16 protein-coding genes and 2 tRNA genes are annotated in these 19,109 nt (G+C 63.3%); 9 read left to right on the top strand and 9 right to left on the bottom strand.

All coding sequences use genetic code 11. The features are described from left to right. The first annotated feature begins 10 nt into the window (after window positions 1-10). The 3 genes from ACVOMB_RS08095 (at window position 11) to ACVOMB_RS08105 (ending at window position 3,340) form a co-directional block, all read left to right on the top strand. Window positions 11-619 carry a DUF1294 domain-containing protein gene (locus ACVOMB_RS08095; RefSeq protein ID WP_481530692.1) on the top strand — a complete coding sequence of 203 codons (609 nt, stop codon included), beginning with the start codon at window positions 11-13 and terminating at the stop codon, window positions 617-619. A 237-nt stretch (window positions 620-856) separates the two neighbouring features. Beyond that, a complete protein-coding gene (locus ACVOMB_RS08100) occupies window positions 857-2,845 on the top strand; it encodes a PEP/pyruvate-binding domain-containing protein (RefSeq protein ID WP_481530693.1) in 1,989 nt (662 codons plus the stop codon). A 222-nt stretch (window positions 2,846-3,067) separates the two neighbouring features. Then, complete coding sequence (locus tag ACVOMB_RS08105) at window positions 3,068-3,340, top strand: hypothetical protein (protein ID WP_481530694.1); 273 nt, start codon at window positions 3,068-3,070, stop codon at window positions 3,338-3,340. Between the two features lie 64 nt (window positions 3,341-3,404). Here ACVOMB_RS08105 and cydC read toward each other — a convergent pair whose 3' ends face one another. Next, window positions 3,405-5,072, bottom strand: coding sequence for a thiol reductant ABC exporter subunit CydC (gene cydC / locus ACVOMB_RS08110; RefSeq protein ID WP_481530695.1), 1,668 nt, complete (start codon window positions 5,070-5,072; stop codon window positions 3,405-3,407). Beyond that, on the bottom strand, window positions 5,069-6,790 hold the full coding sequence (gene cydD / locus ACVOMB_RS08115; RefSeq protein WP_481530696.1) for a thiol reductant ABC exporter subunit CydD: 1,722 nt from the start codon (window positions 6,788-6,790) through the stop codon (window positions 5,069-5,071). Before cydD ends, cydC begins: the two co-directional genes overlap by 4 nt. 201 nt (window positions 6,791-6,991) lie before the next feature. Between cydD and ACVOMB_RS08120 the strand changes: the two genes are divergently transcribed. From ACVOMB_RS08120 to ACVOMB_RS08145, 6 genes are all read left to right on the top strand, one after another. Then, a complete protein-coding gene (locus ACVOMB_RS08120) occupies window positions 6,992-8,578 on the top strand; it encodes a cytochrome ubiquinol oxidase subunit I (RefSeq protein ID WP_481530697.1) in 1,587 nt (528 codons plus the stop codon). Window positions 8,579-8,593: 15 nt separating this feature from the next. Then, complete coding sequence (gene cydB / locus ACVOMB_RS08125; RefSeq protein WP_481530698.1) at window positions 8,594-9,745, top strand: cytochrome d ubiquinol oxidase subunit II; 1,152 nt, start codon at window positions 8,594-8,596, stop codon at window positions 9,743-9,745. Between the two features lie 30 nt (window positions 9,746-9,775). Next, window positions 9,776-9,886, top strand: coding sequence for a cytochrome bd-I oxidase subunit CydX (cydX, locus tag ACVOMB_RS08130; protein ID WP_282269734.1), 111 nt, complete (start codon window positions 9,776-9,778; stop codon window positions 9,884-9,886). A 60-nt stretch (window positions 9,887-9,946) separates the two neighbouring features. Further along, window positions 9,947-10,023: transfer RNA gene (locus ACVOMB_RS08135), tRNA-Pro, on the top strand. A gap of 162 nt (window positions 10,024-10,185) precedes the next feature. Beyond that, a tRNA-Pro gene (locus tag ACVOMB_RS08140) sits at window positions 10,186-10,262 on the top strand. A gap of 80 nt (window positions 10,263-10,342) precedes the next feature. Then, entirely contained in the window at window positions 10,343-11,554 is a 1,212-nt protein-coding gene (locus tag ACVOMB_RS08145; protein ID WP_481530699.1) for a CynX/NimT family MFS transporter, read from the top strand. A 115-nt stretch (window positions 11,555-11,669) separates the two neighbouring features. Here ACVOMB_RS08145 and ACVOMB_RS08150 read toward each other — a convergent pair whose 3' ends face one another. The 7 genes from ACVOMB_RS08150 to ACVOMB_RS08180 all read right to left on the bottom strand — a co-directional run bounded on the left by ACVOMB_RS08150 (window position 11,670) and on the right by ACVOMB_RS08180 (window position 19,100). Next, window positions 11,670-12,926, bottom strand: a complete 1,257-nt coding sequence (locus ACVOMB_RS08150; RefSeq protein WP_481530700.1) for a glutamate-5-semialdehyde dehydrogenase — start codon at window positions 12,924-12,926, stop codon at window positions 11,670-11,672. Between the two features lie 30 nt (window positions 12,927-12,956). Beyond that, window positions 12,957-14,105 (bottom strand): glutamate 5-kinase, encoded by a 1,149-nt coding sequence (proB, locus tag ACVOMB_RS08155; RefSeq protein ID WP_481530701.1) that lies wholly within the window; start codon window positions 14,103-14,105, stop codon window positions 12,957-12,959. 4 nt (window positions 14,106-14,109) lie between these two features. Continuing rightward, complete coding sequence (locus ACVOMB_RS08160) at window positions 14,110-14,367, bottom strand: YciI family protein (RefSeq protein ID WP_481530702.1); 258 nt, start codon at window positions 14,365-14,367, stop codon at window positions 14,110-14,112. A 460-nt stretch (window positions 14,368-14,827) separates the two neighbouring features. Beyond that, window positions 14,828-16,126, bottom strand: a complete 1,299-nt coding sequence (locus tag ACVOMB_RS08165) for an argininosuccinate lyase (RefSeq protein ID WP_481530703.1) — start codon at window positions 16,124-16,126, stop codon at window positions 14,828-14,830. Between the two features lie 84 nt (window positions 16,127-16,210). Then, the gene (gene argC / locus ACVOMB_RS08170; protein WP_481530704.1) at window positions 16,211-17,164 is read right to left on the bottom strand and encodes an N-acetyl-gamma-glutamyl-phosphate reductase; all 954 of its coding nucleotides are present in this window, start codon (window positions 17,162-17,164) and stop codon (window positions 16,211-16,213) included. Further along, on the bottom strand, window positions 17,161-17,769 hold the full coding sequence (locus ACVOMB_RS08175) for a GNAT family N-acetyltransferase (RefSeq protein ID WP_481530705.1): 609 nt from the start codon (window positions 17,767-17,769) through the stop codon (window positions 17,161-17,163). Before ACVOMB_RS08175 ends, argC begins: the two co-directional genes overlap by 4 nt. A 2-nt stretch (window positions 17,770-17,771) precedes the next feature. Next, window positions 17,772-19,100, bottom strand: coding sequence for an acetylglutamate kinase (locus ACVOMB_RS08180; RefSeq protein WP_481530706.1), 1,329 nt, complete (start codon window positions 19,098-19,100; stop codon window positions 17,772-17,774). Window positions 19,101-19,109 lie beyond the last annotated feature (9 nt).

The following is a 19,109-nucleotide window of genomic DNA, read 5'->3' on the forward strand; positions in this document are numbered from 1 at the left end:
GGCAAGCTCAATGCGCTATCAAGGACGGCTGCAGGATTGGAACGACGACAAGGGTTTCGGCTTTGTGATCCCGAACGGCGGCGGTGACCGCGCCTTCGTCCATATCAAGGCTTTCGAGCAGCGCGCGCAGCGGCCCGCAAACGGCGTACTGATCAGCTACGCGCTGCGCAAGGACGAACGCGGCCGCCTCAATGCCATCGCAGTGCGTTCGGCAACTGCAGCCAAAGCCGTCACTTCCAAACCAAAGCGCGCCCCGTTTACCGCGCGCCTGCCGCATGTATTGCTGGGCGTATGCGCCCTGCTCTGCGTACTCGGACTATGGGTTGCCAAGCTCGTACCTGACTGGACCTTGCCCTTGATCGGCGGGATGAGCGTCGTTGCGCTGGGCTTCTATCTCTACGACAAGGGCGCAGCGGCCCGTGGCGAACAGCGCACCCCCGAAAACACCTTGCACCTGCTCTCCCTGCTCGGCGGCTGGCCGGGCGCGCTGATCGGCCAAGGCCTGTTCCGGCACAAAACCAGCAAGTCCAGCTTCCAGCTCGTGTTCTGGCTGACGGTTGTGCTCAATATCGCCGCAATCTGGTTGCTTGCCAGCGGAAAACTGGTGATTCCCCAATAGGTCGAGGGTCTTGACCTCAACCCGGCCCGGGCAAGCACTGCGCACTCGGATTTGTTGGCGGACGACCGGGAAAATCAGCTGAACCTCACACCCAGGAGGCGCAACGCTTAACGGGCTGCGCCGCTGCAAACCACACCAGTGAGATTGCGCTGCTTTCAGCGTTGCAGCTAGCCGGTACACAGCCCGGCAGACGCCGGTCGCTTATCATCTGCCCTCCACCAGTTCCAGCACGGCATCATGGATCGAGCCCGTACGCAGTCCGCACTGCGCCTCGTTTGTTTGCAGCGTCTCGTCTTCTGCGCTTTCCTGCTCAGTGCGATTCCTGCCGCGCTGGCGCAAACCGCCCGCAAGCCTTCGCCTTACGAGGCCCGACAAGGTACAACTGCAGCTGCCACCGACAGCGCGCAAACCCCGGCGCATCTGCCGCGCATTGGTAGCCGTGATGACTTCATGCGTCTGGCGCGCGTTTACAACCCCGGCACGCCGTTGGAAATGCCGCATCTGATCTTCACCATCGATCGGCGCGACCCGGCCCGCATCTATTACATCAATACGCCACGCTACGAACTGCACGAGCACTTCGTGCGCCGCGAGCGGCTTCTGCCGCAGCTGAACAAGGCTACGCTCAACGCGCAGTACAAAGATCCGCAACGGCGCTTCCTGTTCGGCACCGTAAGCTGGCAGCGCGACCTGCCCGGCTATACCTATGAATTCTGGGAAGGCGACCAGCTGACACCGGCCCTGCTCAGGCAGACCGACCAGTTGGTGCGCGGATCGTTCTACGAGCCAATCCGCTTCAAGACCAACTCCACCCTGCACGAACAAACTGCACGTACCGCAGGGCTGGCCTTCGTTACCCAGGAAGCGTTACTGCGTGAGCAGTCCTTCCTGCCGTTGAACACGGGTACCGCACAGGGCCGTCTGCGCATCATCCGCTCGGTCGAGCAGGCGAGCGATCTATCGCCGCAGGACATCGTAGTGCTGGATGAAGTGCCGATCTCGCTGCCACCGGTGGCCGGCCTTGTCACCCAGCGTCCATCGACACTGCTGTCACACGTCAACCTGCTGGCCAAGGGTTGGCGTATCCCCAACGTCTATGTCCGCGACGCGCAGGCCGCATTGCGCGTTTACGACGGACAGTGGATCGAGTTGGAAGTCACCAACAACAACTACAAGGTGCGGCCAGCCCTTCGCGCTGCCACTGCGCCCTCCAGAACCGCGCAGGCCACCATACGCAGTCTACCGAGGCCCGACGTATCGGTAAGCGCACTGAAGCCGCTTTCGGCACTTCGTGCCAGGGACAGCAGTCACTGCGGGGTCAAGGCTGCCAATCTGGGCACCTTGAAATCCGCACTACCGCCGTCTGCACGGGTCCCGGACGGATTCTGCGTCCCCTTCTCGTATTACCAATCTGCAATGCAGAAACTGCGCATCAACGAGCGCCTAGCCGCGTTACAGCAGCAGCCCGGCTTCGCCAGCGATGCCAAGGCGCGCCGTGACGCACTCAGCGCGCTGCGGGCTGAGATCAGCAGCGCAGCGCCGGACCCGGCGTTGGTCCGCAGCCTGCAGTCGCAGTGGCAGAACCAATTGCAGGGACGCGGCGTGTTCGTACGCAGCTCTTCCAACTCGGAAGACCTGCCGAATTTCAGCGGTGCCGGCCTGTATACGACCGTGCCCAACGTGGTCGGCGCTGAAGCGCTGCTGCGTGCGGTGCAGACAGTGTGGGCGTCGGTTTACAACTTCGAGGCCTACGAAGCACGCCGCGCCGCCGGCCTTGGCCAGGATGCGGTGGCGATGGCGGTACTGGTGCAGCTGGCGGCGCCGTCGGACAGCTCGGGCGTGATGATTACCCGTGACCCATTCGATGCAGGGCGTCGCCATATCACCTACATATCGGCAAAACGTGGCCTCGGCATCCGCGTGGTGGAAGGCAAGCGGCAAGCCGAACAGGTGATGTATTCGAACTGGTCAAAAGCAGTGCAGGTGCTCAGCCGCTCGGCCGAAGACACACAGTTGGTGGCCAATGCCAGCGGCGGTGTGCGCGAGGTGCCACTGACCGGCTCCCGCCAAGTATTGACCGATGCCTTGATCGCCAGGCTGGCAGCAGTTGGCAGCCGTACCAAACAGGCGCTGGGCGGTGTCGATCAGGACATTGAGTGGGCGGTTGTTGGCGACGACATACTCATCCTGCAGTCGCGCCCCTATCTGGATGGCGGCAGTCGCTGAGCAGCCAGCAGAAGTCGGCAAGCAGGATAAGGCCCGACGGTTGAGCGCCTGCATGCCTTCGTCAGCGAGCACTCCGCATTGCGCGGCAAACACCACGAGATCTACCTGAGCGCCACCAGACAAGCCGGGCCGGAGAAGTGGAAAGCCATCCTCCGCCAACCCATGCAATGATGGCCCAATGACGACCAACCCAGCCGTTGACCCGCCTAGCAGGAATCCACCATGACCTTCTGGTTGGTCGCAATTGCAGCCAGCGTTGGCTTTGGCTGGGCCGCCAGCGCAGTGTGCCGCCGCACCTGGCTTGCGGTTCTGCTTGCAGCGCTGCTCGGCGGTTTGCTCGCGCCCTATCTTGGATTGCGCTTTGTATGGGACGTGACCGGTCACCATGATGCGCAGGATGGGCTGGCCTTCCTGTTCGGCCCAATGGTCACGGTGCCGATCGCCAGCGTCGTTGCCTACTGTTTCAAACGCTGGCGTGGGAACAAAGCACGCTGAACGCTCGTACTTTCCTGCCGCAGCCTTGATTGCATCGGAGCCGGCAGACCCGGCTCCGTACTGGCTACTGCAGGCTCAACCACCCCTGCTGCAACCGGTACTCGCGCTGCACCACGCCTTCCGGCAAGCGGTCGTGGGTGATCATCAACAGGCTGCGCTGGCCCAGTGCCGCGGCCAGATCGATCAGCAAGGCATGCGCGGTATCCACGTCCAAGCCCTCGGTCGGCTCATCCAGCACCATGATCGGCGCATTGCGCAGCAGCGCGCGCCCCAGGGCCAAACGCCGCGCCTGACCCGCCGACATGGTGGCGCCGTTCTCGCCCACCCACGCGCCCAGCCCACCTTGTTGCTGCGCCCAGTCGCTCAAGCGCAGCTGCGCCAGCACCGCCCACAGGGCTGCATCGCTGGCTTGTGGATCACCCAATCGCAGGTTCTCGGCAATGCTGCCGGCGAACACCGGCGCGCCCTGCGGCAACCAGGCAATCTGCCGGTACCAGTCGCCCTGGGCGAACTCACGCAGATCGACACCGCCGAAACGCACTACCCCTTGCTGTGGGTCCCATAGCCGCAGCAGCAAGGCTGACAAGGTCGTCTTACCGCAGCCGCTGTCGCCACGAATGGCAATGCGATCACCCGGCGCCAGTTGCAGATCCACGCCATCCAGCAAACGCCGCGTCTCGCCCGGCCAGGCAAACACCACTTGTTCGAACGCCACCGCCGCTGCACCTGCCGGCACCGCATGCGGCTGTGCCGGCTCCTGCACCGCTGGTGGCTGATCAACAATCTGCCGCAGACGCTTGCCGGCGACCCGCGCCGACTGCAAGGCCTGCCAGGCGATGCCACTGCCCGCCGCAACCTCCAGCAGCGCAACGGTCAGGAACACCAAGGTCGCCGCATATGGCGCTTCCACCTTGCCAGCCTGGAACGCCGTCAAAGCCAGCCACAGCATCGCCAACAGACCCAGCCCGGCGAGGGCCGAATGCAGCACATTGCCGCCGATCAAACGACCGCGACGCCGTTGATCGCTGCGCGCCAACTGCTGCGCCGCTGCATCCACACGCAAGGCCCAGTCATCGCGTGCATCCAAGGCGGTGAGATCGGCCGCACCTTCCAAACCCTCGAACGCCAAGGTGCGCAGGCTGGCGCGCTGCTGCGCGCGTCCGGCCTCTACCGCATCGCCACGCCGCACCGCGAACACCGGCACGCCAATACCCACCAATACAGCAAGCACCAGCAACAGCAGCGCCGCTGGCCAATAGATCAACGCCGCTGCTGCAACCGTTGCCAGCGCGATACCGGCCAAGGCCAACAACGGACTGATGGCACGCACCATCAAACCATCGACTTCGCCGATATCGGTGATCAGCCGTGCCAGCAGCTCGCCGGTACGGCTGCTGCCCAGCCGCGCCGGCGCCAATGGCAGTGCCCGTTGGAAAAACCACACGCGCAGGTCACGGGCAATCCGCAAGGTCGCGTCATGGCCTACGAGCTTCTCGAAATAACGCGAAGCGATGCGCGCCATCGTCAACCCGCGGATGCCTGCCGACGGTGAGAAAAAATTGAAGGTACTGCCCATGCCCAAGGCGCCGGCCAACGCCGCCGCCGTGAGGAAGCCGCCGGACAGACCCAGCAGGCCAACCCCGGCCAGCATGGTGGTGAACAGCAGCACGGTAGCCAGGACCAGACGCCAGCGGTGCCGCTTGAATACATCACGCATCGTCTGCGGGCTCATGCGCGCTCTCCCTGCACTTCTGCCTGCTCGTAATCCTGCAGGTCGATGACCTTGTCGGCCCAGCGCATCGCCGCCTCGCTGTGAGTGGCCATCAGCACGGTGCGGCCACGGGTATGTGCGGCCAGTGCCTGCAATAGATCCGCTTCGGTCTGCGGGTCGAGAAACGCCGTGGGCTCGTCCAGCAGGAACAGGTCCGGCTCCAGCAGCAACAGCCGCGCCAGCCCTATGCGCCGCGCCTCGCCGCCGGACAGGCCGAATCCGCGCTCACCGATCACCGTGTTCAAACCCATCGGCAGATCCTTGGCGAAACGCATCACCTGCGCGACTTCAGCAACCGCCTGCAGCCGCGCAGCACTCACCGCCGGATCGGCCATGCGCAGGTTGTCAGCAATCGAGCCATGGAACAGGTAGGGGCGCTGGCCGGCGTAAGCGATGCGCACTCCATCGCGGACCACGATTCGACCTTCGCGCGGCGGCAGCCAGCCGGCCAGGGCTTCCAGCAAGGTGCTCTTGCCGCTGCCACTGGGACCGATCAGGGCCAGGCGCTGACCGTCGCCGATCTCCAGCGAAAAGTCCTTCAACACATCATGGGTAGCGCCTTGCGGACGCAAAACCACATTGCGCACCGAAACCAGCGGCGCATGCAGCTGTGCCGGTTCCGGCGCCACCAACGGTGCCGCGGCGGCGGCAACTGTCGCCAGGTCCTGATCGTCAACCAGCAGGCGCTCGACCTCGGCCGCTGCCGCCAACGCATTGGCGCGGTCATGGTAATGCGCGGCCAGACGCCGCAACGGCGCATAGAACTCCGGCGCCAGCAGCAGGCAGAACATGCCGGTGCCCAAGGTGGGCACCACCGAATGCAGGGACATCAGGCCCAGATAACTCAGGCCAAGGTACAGCGCCACCATCGCCACGCTGACCGAGGCGAAGAATTCCAGCACGGTCGAGGACAGGAAGGCGATGCGCAGCACCTTCATGGTGCGCTCGCGCACGCCATCAGCGGCGGCGGCAACGCCCTCCAGCTCGGCCTCACCGCGCCCGTACAGGCGCAACAGGCCCAAGCCCTTGATGCGGTCGGCAAAGTGACCACTCATGCGCGCCAGCTCGCCCAGCTGTGCCCGACCGGCGGCCTCGGCGCCCCAACCCACCAGCATCATGAAGAACGGCACCAGCGGCGCGGTGAAAAGGAAGATCAGCGCCACCACCCAGTCCACGTAGGCCACCGCAGCGGCAATCAGCAGCGGCACCACCACCACTTCCACCCGCACCGGCTGGAAACCGGCGTAATAGCCCTCGATGGCATCGCCGTGTGACAGCAGCAGCTCGCCCAGCTCGCCGCTGCGCTGACGGCGCAGCCACAACGGTCCGCGTGCCATCAAACGCCGGTAAACCTGCTCACGCAGGGCCAGCTTGGCGCTGTCGGCGACCTTGCCGGCGGCGGTCTGGGCGACCCCGCCCAGCAGGCTGCGCAACACCAGCACGGCCGCCAATATCCAGAAACCGTGAATTACCTGTACCCAATTCAGCCGTTCCACGACTATGCTCTGGATCAACCAGGCAATGGCGCCAGCCTGCACGATCAGCAGCGCACCTGAAGTACAGACGGCCAAGGCCGCCAAACGCTGCTGCGACCGGGCACCGGACGCCAGAGCCGCCAGCCACTGCTGCTGTACGCGGCGTTGCTGTTGCACCGCGTTGGAATGTGGAACTTCGCTCAAGACTGACAACTCAGGTGAAGGAGAACATAGGTGATTGTAAGCAAGCCGTACCCAGCCTGCCGGCCCTGCACGATCGGCGTTGGACAGCCAGCCCACATTGATCCAGATCAAGGCATTGGCAGGCCTGAACGGGGAGTATCGCTGCCATAGAACCCCTCCCAGCCACACCATGACGCCCAATTCCCACGAGGTAGCCAGGCCATGATCGACTCAACAGTCGTAGAACTGTCACGTCTACAGTTCGCACTGACCGCGATGTACCACTTCATTTTCGTCCCGCTAACGCTGGGGCTCTCTTTCATGATCGCGATCATGGAGAGCGTCTATGTAATGACCGGCAAGGATGTCTGGCGCCGCATGACCTTGTTCTGGGGCGTACTGTTCGGCATCAACTTCGCCATGGGCGTGGGTACCGGCATCGTGATGGAATTCCAGTTCGGCATGAACTGGTCTTATTACAGCCACTATGTGGGTGACATCTTCGGTGCGCCGCTGGCCATTGAAGGCCTGATGGCGTTCTTCCTGGAAGCGACCTTCATTGGTCTGTTCTTCTTCGGCTGGGGCCGCCTGTCCAAGGTGCAGCATCTGACCGTGACCTGGCTCATGGCGCTGGGCACCAACCTGTCGGCCCTGTGGATCCTGATCGCCAACGGCTGGATGCAGTACCCGGTGGGTGCGGTGTTCAACCCGGAAACGATGCGCATGGAGGTGGTGGACTTCGCCGCCGTACTGCTGAACCCGGTGGCACAGGCCAAGTTCGTGCACACCGTTTCGGCCGGTTATGTGGCTGGCGCGATGTTCGTGATGTCGATCTCGGCCTTCTTCATGCTGCGCGGCAAGCACCGTGAAATCGCCCGCCGCTCGTTCGCGGTGGCCTCGGCATTCGGCCTGCTGGCCTCCATCTCGGTTGCCGTGCTGGGTGATGAATCCGGTTACGCCACGGCGGAAAACCAGAAGATGAAGCTGGCTGCCATCGAAGGCATGTGGCATACGCACCCGGCCCCGGCACCGTTCACTGCATTCGGCATTCCGAACCAGCAGGAACAGCGCAACGACTTCGAAGTCCAGATTCCGTACGTGATGGGCCTGATCGCCACCCGTTCGCTGGATGAAGAGATCCCGGGCATCCTTGACCTGGTCAAGCAGGCCGAAGGCCGCGTCAAGGGTGGCCAGATCGCCTACGCCGCACTGGAACGCATCCGCGCCGACAAGAACGACGTTGAAGCCCGCGAGGTCTTTGACCGTCATTGGCAGGACCTGGGCCACGGTCTGCTGTTGAAGCGCTACCGCGACGACATCGAGAACGCCACCCCTGAGCAGATCGCACAGGCAGCGCTGGATACCGTACCCACGGTTGCGCCGCTGTTCTGGACCTTCCGCGTCATGGTCGGCCTCGGCATCTACATGATTGGCTTCTTCGCCCTGGCCTTCTATTACTCCTGCCGCAACAACTTCGAGCACAAGCGCACCTTCCTGCGGGTTGCCCTGTGGTCGCTGCCGGCACCGTGGATTGCTATTGAATGTGGCTGGTTCATCGCCGAGTACGGCCGTCAGCCGTGGGCTGTTGATGGCGTGCTGCCGACCTTCTATGCCGCTTCCGGCCTGGCTGTCTACGAAATCCTGGCAACGCTGGTCGGCTTCACCGCGCTGTACACGGTGCTGCTGGTGATCGAAATCAAGCTGATGCTCAAGGCCATCCGCAAGGGCCCGGACGACATCCTGCCCTCGCTGCAGCAGTCGGCCGTCGCAACCAACCACGCCAATGCCACCGGCAACGGCCAGGCATAAGGCAGGAGAACACTCATGGAATTCATTCTTCTGGACTACACGACGCTACGCGTGATCTGGTGGTTGCTGCTCGGCATCCTGTTGATCGGCTTCGCGGTAATGGACGGCTTCGACCTTGGCGTTGGCACCTTGCTGCCGTTCGTGGCCAAGACCGATGAAGAGCGCCGCTTGGTGATCAACACCATCGGCCCGGTATGGGAAGGCAACCAGGTGTGGCTGGTGCTCGGTGGTGGCGCGATCTTCGCCGCCTGGCCGCCGCTGTATGCGGTGAGCTTCTCCGGCTTCTACCTGGCGATGTTCCTGATCCTGTTCGCGCTGATCCTGCGCCCGGTTGGCTTCAAGTACCGCAGCAAGATGCCGACCCAACGCTGGCGCAACAACTGGGACAAGGCGCTGTTTGTCGGCGGCTTCATCCCGGCGCTGATCATGGGCGTGGCAGTTGGCAACGTGCTGCTCGGCGTGCCGTACCACTTCGATGACACACAACGCGTGTTCTACACCGGCAACCTGCTCGGTCTGTTGACCCCGTTTGCCCTGCTGGCAGGCCTGGTCAGCGTGGCGATGCTGGTCTCGCACGGTGCCGCCATGCTGGTGCTCAAGACCAGCGGCCCGGTCGCCGAGCGTTCGGCAAAGATCGGCAGCATCGCCGCCATTGCATCGTTCGTGCTGTTCGCACTTGCTGGTACCTGGGTTGCCTTCGGCCTGCCGGGTTACCAGATCACCTCGCAGGTGGTGACTGACGGTGCCAGCAATCCGCTGCTGAAGACCGCCGAGTTCTCCGCCGCTGGCGGCTGGCTGCACAACTACAGCAGCATGCCGGCCACGATCCTGGCACCGGTAGTTGGCCTGCTGGGTGCACTGGCCAGTGCGGTCCTGCTGCGCAAGCGTCGCGGTGGCTTGGCCTTCCTCGCCTCGGGCGCCTCCATCGCCGGCATCATCCTCACCGTCGGCTTTGCGATCTTCCCGTTCCTGCTGCCCTCCTCCACCAGCCCGGGCTCCAGCCTGACGGTGTGGGACGGCTCCTCCAGCCACCTGACGCTGTGGGTGATGCTGCTGGCCACCGTGATCTTCCTGCCGATCATCATCGCCTACACCACCTGGGTGTACCGCGTCATGAAGGGCAAGACCACGCTGGAAGAGATGGGTGAAAACCCGAACGCCTACTGATCCGCAACGACAACATCAAGGAGACAACTCATGTGGTATTTCGCTTGGATTCTGGGTGCGGGCCTCGCTGCGACGGTCGCCATCCTCAACGGCATGTGGTTTGAAGCGCGCGAAGCAAACAAGATCGATGCAAAGCGCTGAAAAATTGCGTGAAGGTATTGCCAAAACGCCGGACTGAGCGTATCTTTCCGGCTCCCTTCGCGGGGTGTAGCTCAGTCTGGTAGAGCGCTACGTTCGGGACGTAGAGGTCGCAGGTTCGAATCCTGTCTCCCCGACCAAAGGGTCGGTAAAAAAGCCTGGAATAACGGCAACGTTTTCCAGGTTTTTTATTCGCCAGTACACAGTTGCTGGCAGTCAACGCACCACGCCTTGCAGGCAGCGTTGGCTGAACAAAAGAACTTGCAAGGCACGAGGTTCACCGCTATCATAGGCGGCTCCTTCGGGGTGTAGCTCAGTCTGGTAGAGCGCTACGTTCGGGACGTAGAGGTCGCAGGTTCGAATCCTGTCTCCCCGACCAATTTGACAAAAGCCGGCCTTTGGTCGGCTTTTGTTTTTGGTGGGTTTCAAACGACGCCACCCACCGCGTCGGAGTAAGCAATGTCCACGCCCGCCCAGTCCCTCATCCGGCACCCCCTGTTCAAGGGCCGCCTGCTGGCGTTTGTCGCCATCGTCCTGGTCTCGGCCAATCTGCGCAGCGCGGTCACCTCGCTGACGCCGTTGCTGGACCGGCTCGGCCACGTCTTCGATTTCGGCAGCACCATGACCGGTGTGCTCGGCATGATGCCGACCGCCGCCTTCGCCGTATTCGGCCTGGCCACGCCACGCATCACCCGCGCCATCGGCCTGGAACGCACCGCGGTGCTGACCATGGTGCTGGCCACCATTGGCCTGCTGCTGCGCGCCTTCGCCAACGACGTCGGCATGCTGCTGTTCGGTTCGGCCGTCGCCCTTGCCGGCATGGGCATGGGCAATGTTGTGGTACCGCCGCTGGTGAAGCGTTACTTCGCCGATCGTGTGGGTACGCTGAGCACGGTCTACATCTCGGTACTACAGGCCGGCACGATGGTGCCTGCACTACTTGCAGTGCCAGTGGCCGATCAGTTCGACTGGCGTGTTTCGCTGGGCATGTGGTCGATGCTGTCGGTAGCTGCATTGCTGCCTTGGATCCTGCTGGCACGCAGCGCCCCGCGCGTGGAGGCAACCACCACCAGCACTGAGCATGCCGCCGGTCGCGTCTGGAAGACGCAACTGGGCTGGGGCATGGCGCTGATGTTCGGCATGACCTCGCTGGGCACGTATTCGCTGTTCACCTGGTTGCCGAAGGTGATGGTGGAAGCCGGTGCCAGTGAATCATTCGGCGGCGTGATGGTTGCGGTGTACTCGGCCATCGGCCTGCTGCCCTCGCTGCTGGTGCCGGCATTGGCAGTGCGCATGCGCAACCCCTTCCCGATTGCGGTGATGGTGTTCGTGCTGAACATGATTGCCTTCGCCGGCCTGTTGTGGGCGCCGATGAGCGCACCGCTGCTGTGGGCGGTCATTGCTGGTCTTGGCCCGTCGACCTTCCCGCTCGGCCTGACCCTGATCAACCTGCGCACGCGCAGCCAGGCAGGTTCCGCGGCGCTGTCCGGCTTCATGCAGGGCGTGGGCTACAGCTTGGCCAGCCTCGGCCCGCTGCTGTTCGGATGGCTGCATGGCGTGAGCAACGGTTGGACCTGGTCGTTCGCCTTCCTCGCCTGCTGCTCGGGCGTATTGCTGACCGGCGCATGGTTCGCCTGCAAGCCGCAGCAGCTGGAAGATCACTGGAAGTGAGCAGCAGCTGAAACACGAAAGCCGCCGATGTAAATCGGCGGCTTTTTCATGTACGCGAGAACACAGTAGCCCGGGGGCGCTGCGCATAGCCTGGCTACCAGGGTTGGCTCCACGGTTACTTCAGCGGATGCCTTACCTGGCCTTCGCCACGGACCACGAAGCGCTCGACCGTCAGCGCCTCAAGGCCCATCGGCCCGTAGGAATGCAGGCGGGTGGTGGAAATGCCGATCTCCGCACCCAAACCCAGCTCGCCGCCATCGGAGAACCGGGAGGACGCATTGACCATCACCACCGCCGAGCGCAGTGCGCGCACGAAGGCTTCGCCGTGGGCCGGATTACCGGTGGCGATGACTTCGGTGTGATCGGAGGTGTAGGTCTGGATGTGGGCAATGGCCGCCGCCATGTCCGGCACCACCCGGATCGCGAGGATCAGATCGAGGTACTCGGCCGCGTAGTCATCTTCCGTTGCTGGCACGATGTCCGCGACCAACGCCTGGGTCGCCGCATCACCTCGCAGCTCCACAGCACGCTCGCGCAGCGCGGCCGCTGCCAGCGGCAGGAACGTCGGCGCGATGGTCTCATGCACCAGCAGCGTCTCCAGCGAGTTGCAGGCTGACGGGCGCGAGGTCTTGCCGTCGATCAGCAAGTCCACAGCAAGCTGCAGATCGGCGCTGTCATCGACAAACAGATGGCAGACGCCCTTGTAGTGTTTGATCACCGGCACCCGCGCATGCTCGGCAACGAAGCGGATCAGGCCTTCGCCGCCGCGCGGAATCGCCAGATCGATGATGTCGTTGAGCTGCAGCAATTCCAGCATGGTTTCGCGGCGCAGATCTTCAACCAGCGTGAGTGCCGCATCCGCCAAGCCCGCCTCGCGCAGGGCGCGCTTGAGGCTGGCAGCGATCGCGGTATTGGAATGGATGGCTTCAGAGCCACCGCGCAGGATCACGCCATTGCCAGCCTTGATACACAGCGCTGCGGCATCAGCAGTCACATTGGGTCGCGCCTCGTAGATCATCGCGATCACGCCCAGCGGCACACGTACCTTCTGCACGCGAATGCCATTGGGGCGATCGTAGTCGCGGGTAACCTCGCCGACCGGGTCCGGCAAGGCGGCAACTTCGCGCAGCGCATCAGCGACACCACGTAGGCGCTCTGGATTCAGGGCCAGGCGATCCAGCATTGCCGAACCCACACCCTTGTCGCGTGCCGCCTGCAGGTCACGCGCGTTTGCGGCGAGGATGCTGCCGGCATCGGCTTCCAGCGCGTCAGCCATCGATTTTAGAAGCGCGCTGCGGGCGACGCTGGAAAGCAGGCCCAGCTGCTGCGCGGCATCGCGGCACTGCAATGCCAGGGTACGGATATCACTCATGATCTGACCTGCCGGTAACCAAAGGGAAACTCACAGCAACACCAGGTCGTCGCGATGGACCACGTTGTCGCCGTAGTTGTAGCCAAGGATGGATTCGATCTCACTGGTGTGATGCTGACTGATGCGGCGGATGTCCACGGCCGAATACTGGCTGACGCCGCGCGCCACGCGTTGCTGGCCCTGCGGATCGAACAGGCGCACCTCCACCATGTCGCCACGACGGAACTCGCCTTCCGCGCCGACCACACCACCGGGCAGCAACGAGGCCCCTTTGTCGCGTAACGCACGCGCAGCGCCCGCATCGATCAGGATCGCGCCCGGCTCCAGTGGTGCGTGCTTCAACCAGTATTTGCGTGCGGCGATGCGCGACTGCCCGGCATGCAGGCGGGTGCCGTGCAGCCTGCCCTGCGCCATACCGCGCACCACGTCACCGCTGCGGCCGTTGAACAGGAAGGTGTCGATACCGGCCGCACCGGCCTTGGCCGCAGCCTGCAGCTTGGTGTGCATGCCGCCAGTGCCGACTGCGCTACCGCTGCCGCCGGCCATGGCCAGGATCTCCGGCGTCAGCTCAGTGACTTCGTTGATTGGCTGCGCGTCTGGATTGCTGCGCGGGTCGGCGGTGTACAGGCCATCGATGTCAGTGGCGATGAACAACGCGTCGGCATCGACCAAGGCGGCGACGATCGCGGCGAGGTTGTCGTTGTCGCCGAGCTTGAGCTCATCCACCGACACAGTGTCGTTCTCGTTGATGACCGGCAGCGCGCCGAGCGCCAACAGCTCGTTGAGTGTTGCGCGCGCGTTGAGGTAACGACGGCGGTTGCGCAGATCATCGTGGGTAAGCAGTACCTGTGCCACCGGGCGCTCGAAAAAGCGCTGCCATAGCCCGATCAGCTGCGCTTGACCCAGGGCAGCCAATGCCTGCCGCGCCGCCATTGCCGCCCCCGCCTCTGCTGCCTTGGGCACGATAGCGCGACCGGCGGCGACCGCGCCGGAGGAGACGATCACTACTTCACGCCCGGCCAACACGTTGGCCGAGACAAACTGCGCCAACCCGAGTGCGAATCGCGGAGTCAGGCCGCCACCGTCGGCGGCCAGCAGGCTGCTGCCGACCTTGAGGACGGCGCGGCGCCACTGCGGCAGCGCTTGTTCGGTGAACGGCGAGAACGAAGTCTGGATCATGGGATCAGCGTGTATTCCACTCATGGATGGTCAGCTCGGAGCTGTCGTGGATGGCCAAGGGGTCGGTGGCGACGATGGCCTGGGCGGCTTCCAGAGTGTCGATATTCTTCAAGACATAGGCGCCGCCCGTGCCGTCGCTGAAGCCGCCGGTCAGGTGCAGCTGATCTTTCGCAACGAGTGCGTTGAGGAAAGCTATGTGTGGGGCAATCACTGCGTCGTCGAATGACGGCTTGCGCATTGCCAGTACCAGGTAGAGCTTCATTGCATTCTCCTTTAGCTGCATATGACACCACGCCGACAACAAAGATGGCGCGATTGCTTTCGCTTGGAACTTGCTTCGGCTTTTGGCTTTTGCTTTTGGCTTTTGCTTTTGGCTTTTGCTTTTGGCTTTGGCTTTTGGCTTTGGCTTAAGCCCCTCTCCCGCCTGCGGGAGAGGGGTTGGGGTGAGGGGAAGCTTCTAGCCAGGCAAAGTCAAAAGCCCCCCTCATCCGCCCTTCGGGCACCTTCTCCCGCAAGCGGGAGAAGGGACAGCCAAAGCAACAGCCAAAGCAATAGCCAAAGCAACAGCCAAAGCAACAGCCAAGGCCAAGGCCAAGGCAACCACGTCGCCCTCCCGCCCCTGCGGGGCATTCCCGCCTTCGCGAGGACAGGCCCTTCTCCCAGAGGGAGAGGGGATAAAGCCAAACCAATACGGGCGCCTTCCGGCGCCCGTATAAAACCCATCAGCCCTGCAGCGCGCTCCAGCGTGCAGAAAGCTCATCCAACCGAAGATCCGCCGCAGCACCAGGCGACACGCGCGCAGCCAGACTACCCTCGGGCGTACGCCCCTGCCCCGCCGTATCCGCTGCCTCTGCTGCTGCCTTATAGGCATCACGGAACGGCACACCCGCTACCGCAGCTTCCACCGCAACGTCGGTCGCATACATACCCGAATCAATCGCAGAGCGGATGTTGTCATCGCGCCAATCCAGATTCGACAACAAGGCCGGCAACAATTCCAACGCCGCCAGACCACGACCAAAGCCGTGCACGATCGCGCCCTTGGAGTTCTGCAGGTCACGCTGGTAACCGGACGGCAGCGACAGCAGCTGTTCGATCTCGGTACGTGCAGCAGCGATGCTGGCGTGGGTGGCGCGCATCAGCTCGATCACGTCCGGATTGCGCTTGTTCGGCATGATCGAGCTACCGGTGGTGTACTGCGCCGGCAAGGCCACGAAGGCGAACTCACCAGTGGTGAACAAGGACAGGTCCCAAGCGATACGACGCAGGTCCAAGGTCGCACCGCCCAGCGCTTCCAATGCCGCAAGTTCGAACTTGCCGCGCGAGAGCTGCGCGTAGATCGGGCTGATCTGCATGCGCGAGAAACCCAGCGCTGCCGTGGTGTGCTCGCGATCAAGCGGCAGGTTGACGCCATAACCGGCAGCCGTGCCCAGCGGATTGGTGTCGATCAGCGCACGCGTATCGCGCGCACGAATGGCGTTGTCGATGAAGGCTTCGGCCCAGCCGGCCCACCACATGCCCGCCGAGGACACTACCGCGCGCTGGATATGGGTGTAGCCAGGCAACGGCTGCAACTGCTCGGCAGCCGCGCGATCCAAGGCAACCTTGGCGACCTCGGTGCTGATCTGCGCCACGCGTTCCAGCTTGTCCTTCAGCCACAGACGGGTTGCGACCAGGATCTGGTCGTTGCGGCTGCGGCCAGTGTGGATCTTGCGGCCGGCATCGCCCAGGCGTTCAGTCAGGCGCGCTTCGATGGCCGAGTGGCAATCCTCGTACTGCTCGTCCAGCACGAACACGCCACTGCGGAAATCCTCAGCCAGAATCGCCAGCTCGCGCTTCAACGCAGCCAACTCGTCGGCGCTGAGGATGCCGATGTGCTGCAGGCCTTCGGCATGCGCGGTGCTGGCCTGGATATCGTGCAGGAAGAACTCGCGGTCCAGGATGACGTCGTCACCGGCCAGGAAGGTCTGGATCTTCGCGTCAACCGCAACGCCGGGTTTCTGCCAAAGCAAATTAGTCATGTCGATCTCTATAAATGCAGCTTTGTAGGAGCGGCATAAGCCGCAAAGCTGGCAGCCTTTCAGCCGCCATCACCCCACCAATAGTCAGTACGGAACAGCCATCAACTCATCCAGCCCCAACGCCCGGTTGAGGTTCTGCAGAGCCTGCGTAGCCGCGCCCTTGAGCAGGTTGTCGATGGTCGCCACCACCACCACGCGCTTGTTGCCTGGCGCCATGGTGAAGCCGCCAATCTGCACGCCGTGCTTGCCGGCAATGCGACTGACCCACGGCGCCTCGTCGACCACTTCGATCAACGGCTCGTTGGCATAGCGCTGCTGGTACAGCGCGACGATCTCTTCGCGGCTGCGCGGCTGCTGCAGCCACAGGTTGACGGTCATGGTGATGCCACGGAAATGCGCGGCTACATGCGGCATGAATTCCACCGGCACGCCGAGCTGGGTCGCAACCTCGCGCTCATGCACGTGGTTGGTCAGCGCGTACGGCATCAGGTTGTCGCGCAGCAGCTCAGGATTGTTTTTGTCCGACGGCGTGGTGCCGGCACCGGACCAGCCAGAAACGCCGAAGCAGGTCGGTGGGCCAGCCAACTGGCTCAGTAGCGGCGTGATCGCCAGCTGCATCGCTGTGGCGTAGCAGCCCGGGTTGCTGATCCGCTTCTGCCCGGCATAACGGGAACGAGTCAGCTCTGGCAGACCGTAGTACCAGCTGTTGTCGAAGCGGTAATCCGCCGACAGATCAACTATCACCGTGTCCGGTGCGCTTGCGTCCAGTGCGGCGACAAAGGGTTCGCCCTTGCCGTTGGGCAGTGCCAGCACCACCGCGTCCACACCCTTGGCGGCGACCGCCTCCGGGTCCAGGCTTTCATAACGCAGCTCGCCGTTGTAGGCGTCGTTATGATCGGCGACACGCTGCCCGGCCAGCTCGCGCGAGGACACGAAGGCCAGCTCGATGCGCGGGTGCGCGGACAGCAGGCGGATCAGTTCGGCGCCGGTGTAACCGCGCGCGCCAACGATACCTACCGAGAATTTGTTGTCAGTCATGAATGCGAATCCAGAAGGAATTGCAGGTGGGTTTTCACCGCCGGCCACTCCGTGTCGATGATGGAGAACACCACGGTATCGCGGCGCGATCCGTCAGCGTGACGCTTGTGGCTGCGCAGTACGCCATCCTGCTTTGCGCCGAGGCGGGCAATGGCGGTACGCGAGGCGTGATTGAACCAGCTGGTCTCGAAGCCCGCGCTGATGCAGCCCAGGGTTTCAAACGCATGTCGCAGCAACAACAGCTTGGCCTCGGTATTGAGCCCGCTGCGCTGCACGCGCGGGTGGTACCAGGTGTAGCCGATGTTCAAACGCGGCACATCGGCTTCGAGCGCGTAATAGCGGGTACTTCCAACAACTTCGCCATTGGCATCCTTGACCACGAAGGCCAATACCCTGCCCTGCGCCTGCGCCTCCAGCGCGGCGACGATGTAATGCCCCGCATGCTCTGGTGTCGGCACGCTGGTGTACCAGCAACGCGACAACTCGCCCTCGCCCAAGGCTCGTTGCAGCGCAGGCACGTGTTCGAGCTGCAGCGGCTCCAGCGTCACGTGCTGGCCCTTCAGGGTCGGCACCTGGCTCCAGTGCCCGGCGGTGGCAAGATCCATGCTCACCCTTGCAGGCTCGGCTTGCGCTCACCGCAATGCGCGACGTAGCCCTTGATGCTGTCGAAGTCGGTGGCACCAAACCAGAACACCTTCCAATGGCCGAGTTTGTAGCAGCCATCGGATTCGGAATAGTAGAAATGATTGACCGGGTTGCCGTTGCGCGAACGCCAGAACAGCTGCGGGGTTTCTTCCAGCATCACGTTCCACACCGCGCGGCCAAGGCCTTCGCCCTGGGCGTCGTCGAGCACCGCGAATTTGTCCAGGTACACGCCCTCGGCCTCATCGGTGAGCACCACCGCAGTGCGATAGTTCTCGCTGACATAGGCGCGCAGCAGCTTGGTTTTCTCGAAATAGTCCGGCACCAGGGTGCGGCCGAAACTCGATTCGATCAGCGACTTCAGGCGCGCGGTATCAAGCTGATCCCAGGACGTTGCCTTCAGCACCTTTTCGCCACGACGCACCAGCGTGCCGGAACCCTTATGCGTGAACAGCTCCTTGGCCAGATCAGCCGGGCGCGTAATCGACACCGAGGACTCTTCCGGCAAACGATCCAGCAGGTCCTTGATCTGCTCGATCTTGACCCGCATGCCGCCATGGATCCACGGCTGCTGCATCAGCTGCTCGTACTCGGTGGACAGGTTGATCGAGTCGATCAGCTTGCCTTCTTCATCGAGCAGGCCGCCGGTGCCGGTGAGGAAGATGATCTTGTACGGCTGCAGCTCCTGCACCAGCTCGTTGGCGGCGAAGTCGGCGTTGACGTTGAGGATCTGCCCGCTCGGGGTTTCGCCCAGGCTGGTGATCACCGGGATCGAACCGGCGCGCAGGCTGGCTTCAATCGGCGCCAGATTGACCTTCTTCACCTCGCCAACCAGACCGTAGGTATCCAGATCCAGATACTCGGCTTCGAACACACCACCGGTGATCGAAGTAGCACGCGCACCGTTCTGCTGCAGCGCTTCGACCAGCTTGAGGTTGGACTGCTGGAACACCTTGCGCACGATCGCCAATGCTTCCGGCGAGGTAACGCGCAGGCCATCAATGGTCTTCTTCTCGATGCCAGCGGCAGACAGCTCGGCATCCAGCTGCGGGCCGGCACCGTGCAGCACGATCGGGGTCAGGCCGACTTCCTGCAGGAACGACAGCGACGAGGTCAGCGCGTCCAGATCGTCGCGCAGCACCGCGCCACCGACCTTGACCACGGCAAAGCGCTTGGCATCAAGCTGCGAAAAGCGCTTGAGGTACTGGCTGATTTCCTTCGCACTGGCCATGCTCGAAAGCAGGCGGACGATGGTCTGGCGGGTCTGGCGGTGCGGCTGCATGGCTGGGGACATTACTTGTAT

It is taken from the genome of Stenotrophomonas sp. STEN018, assembly GCF_056760235.1.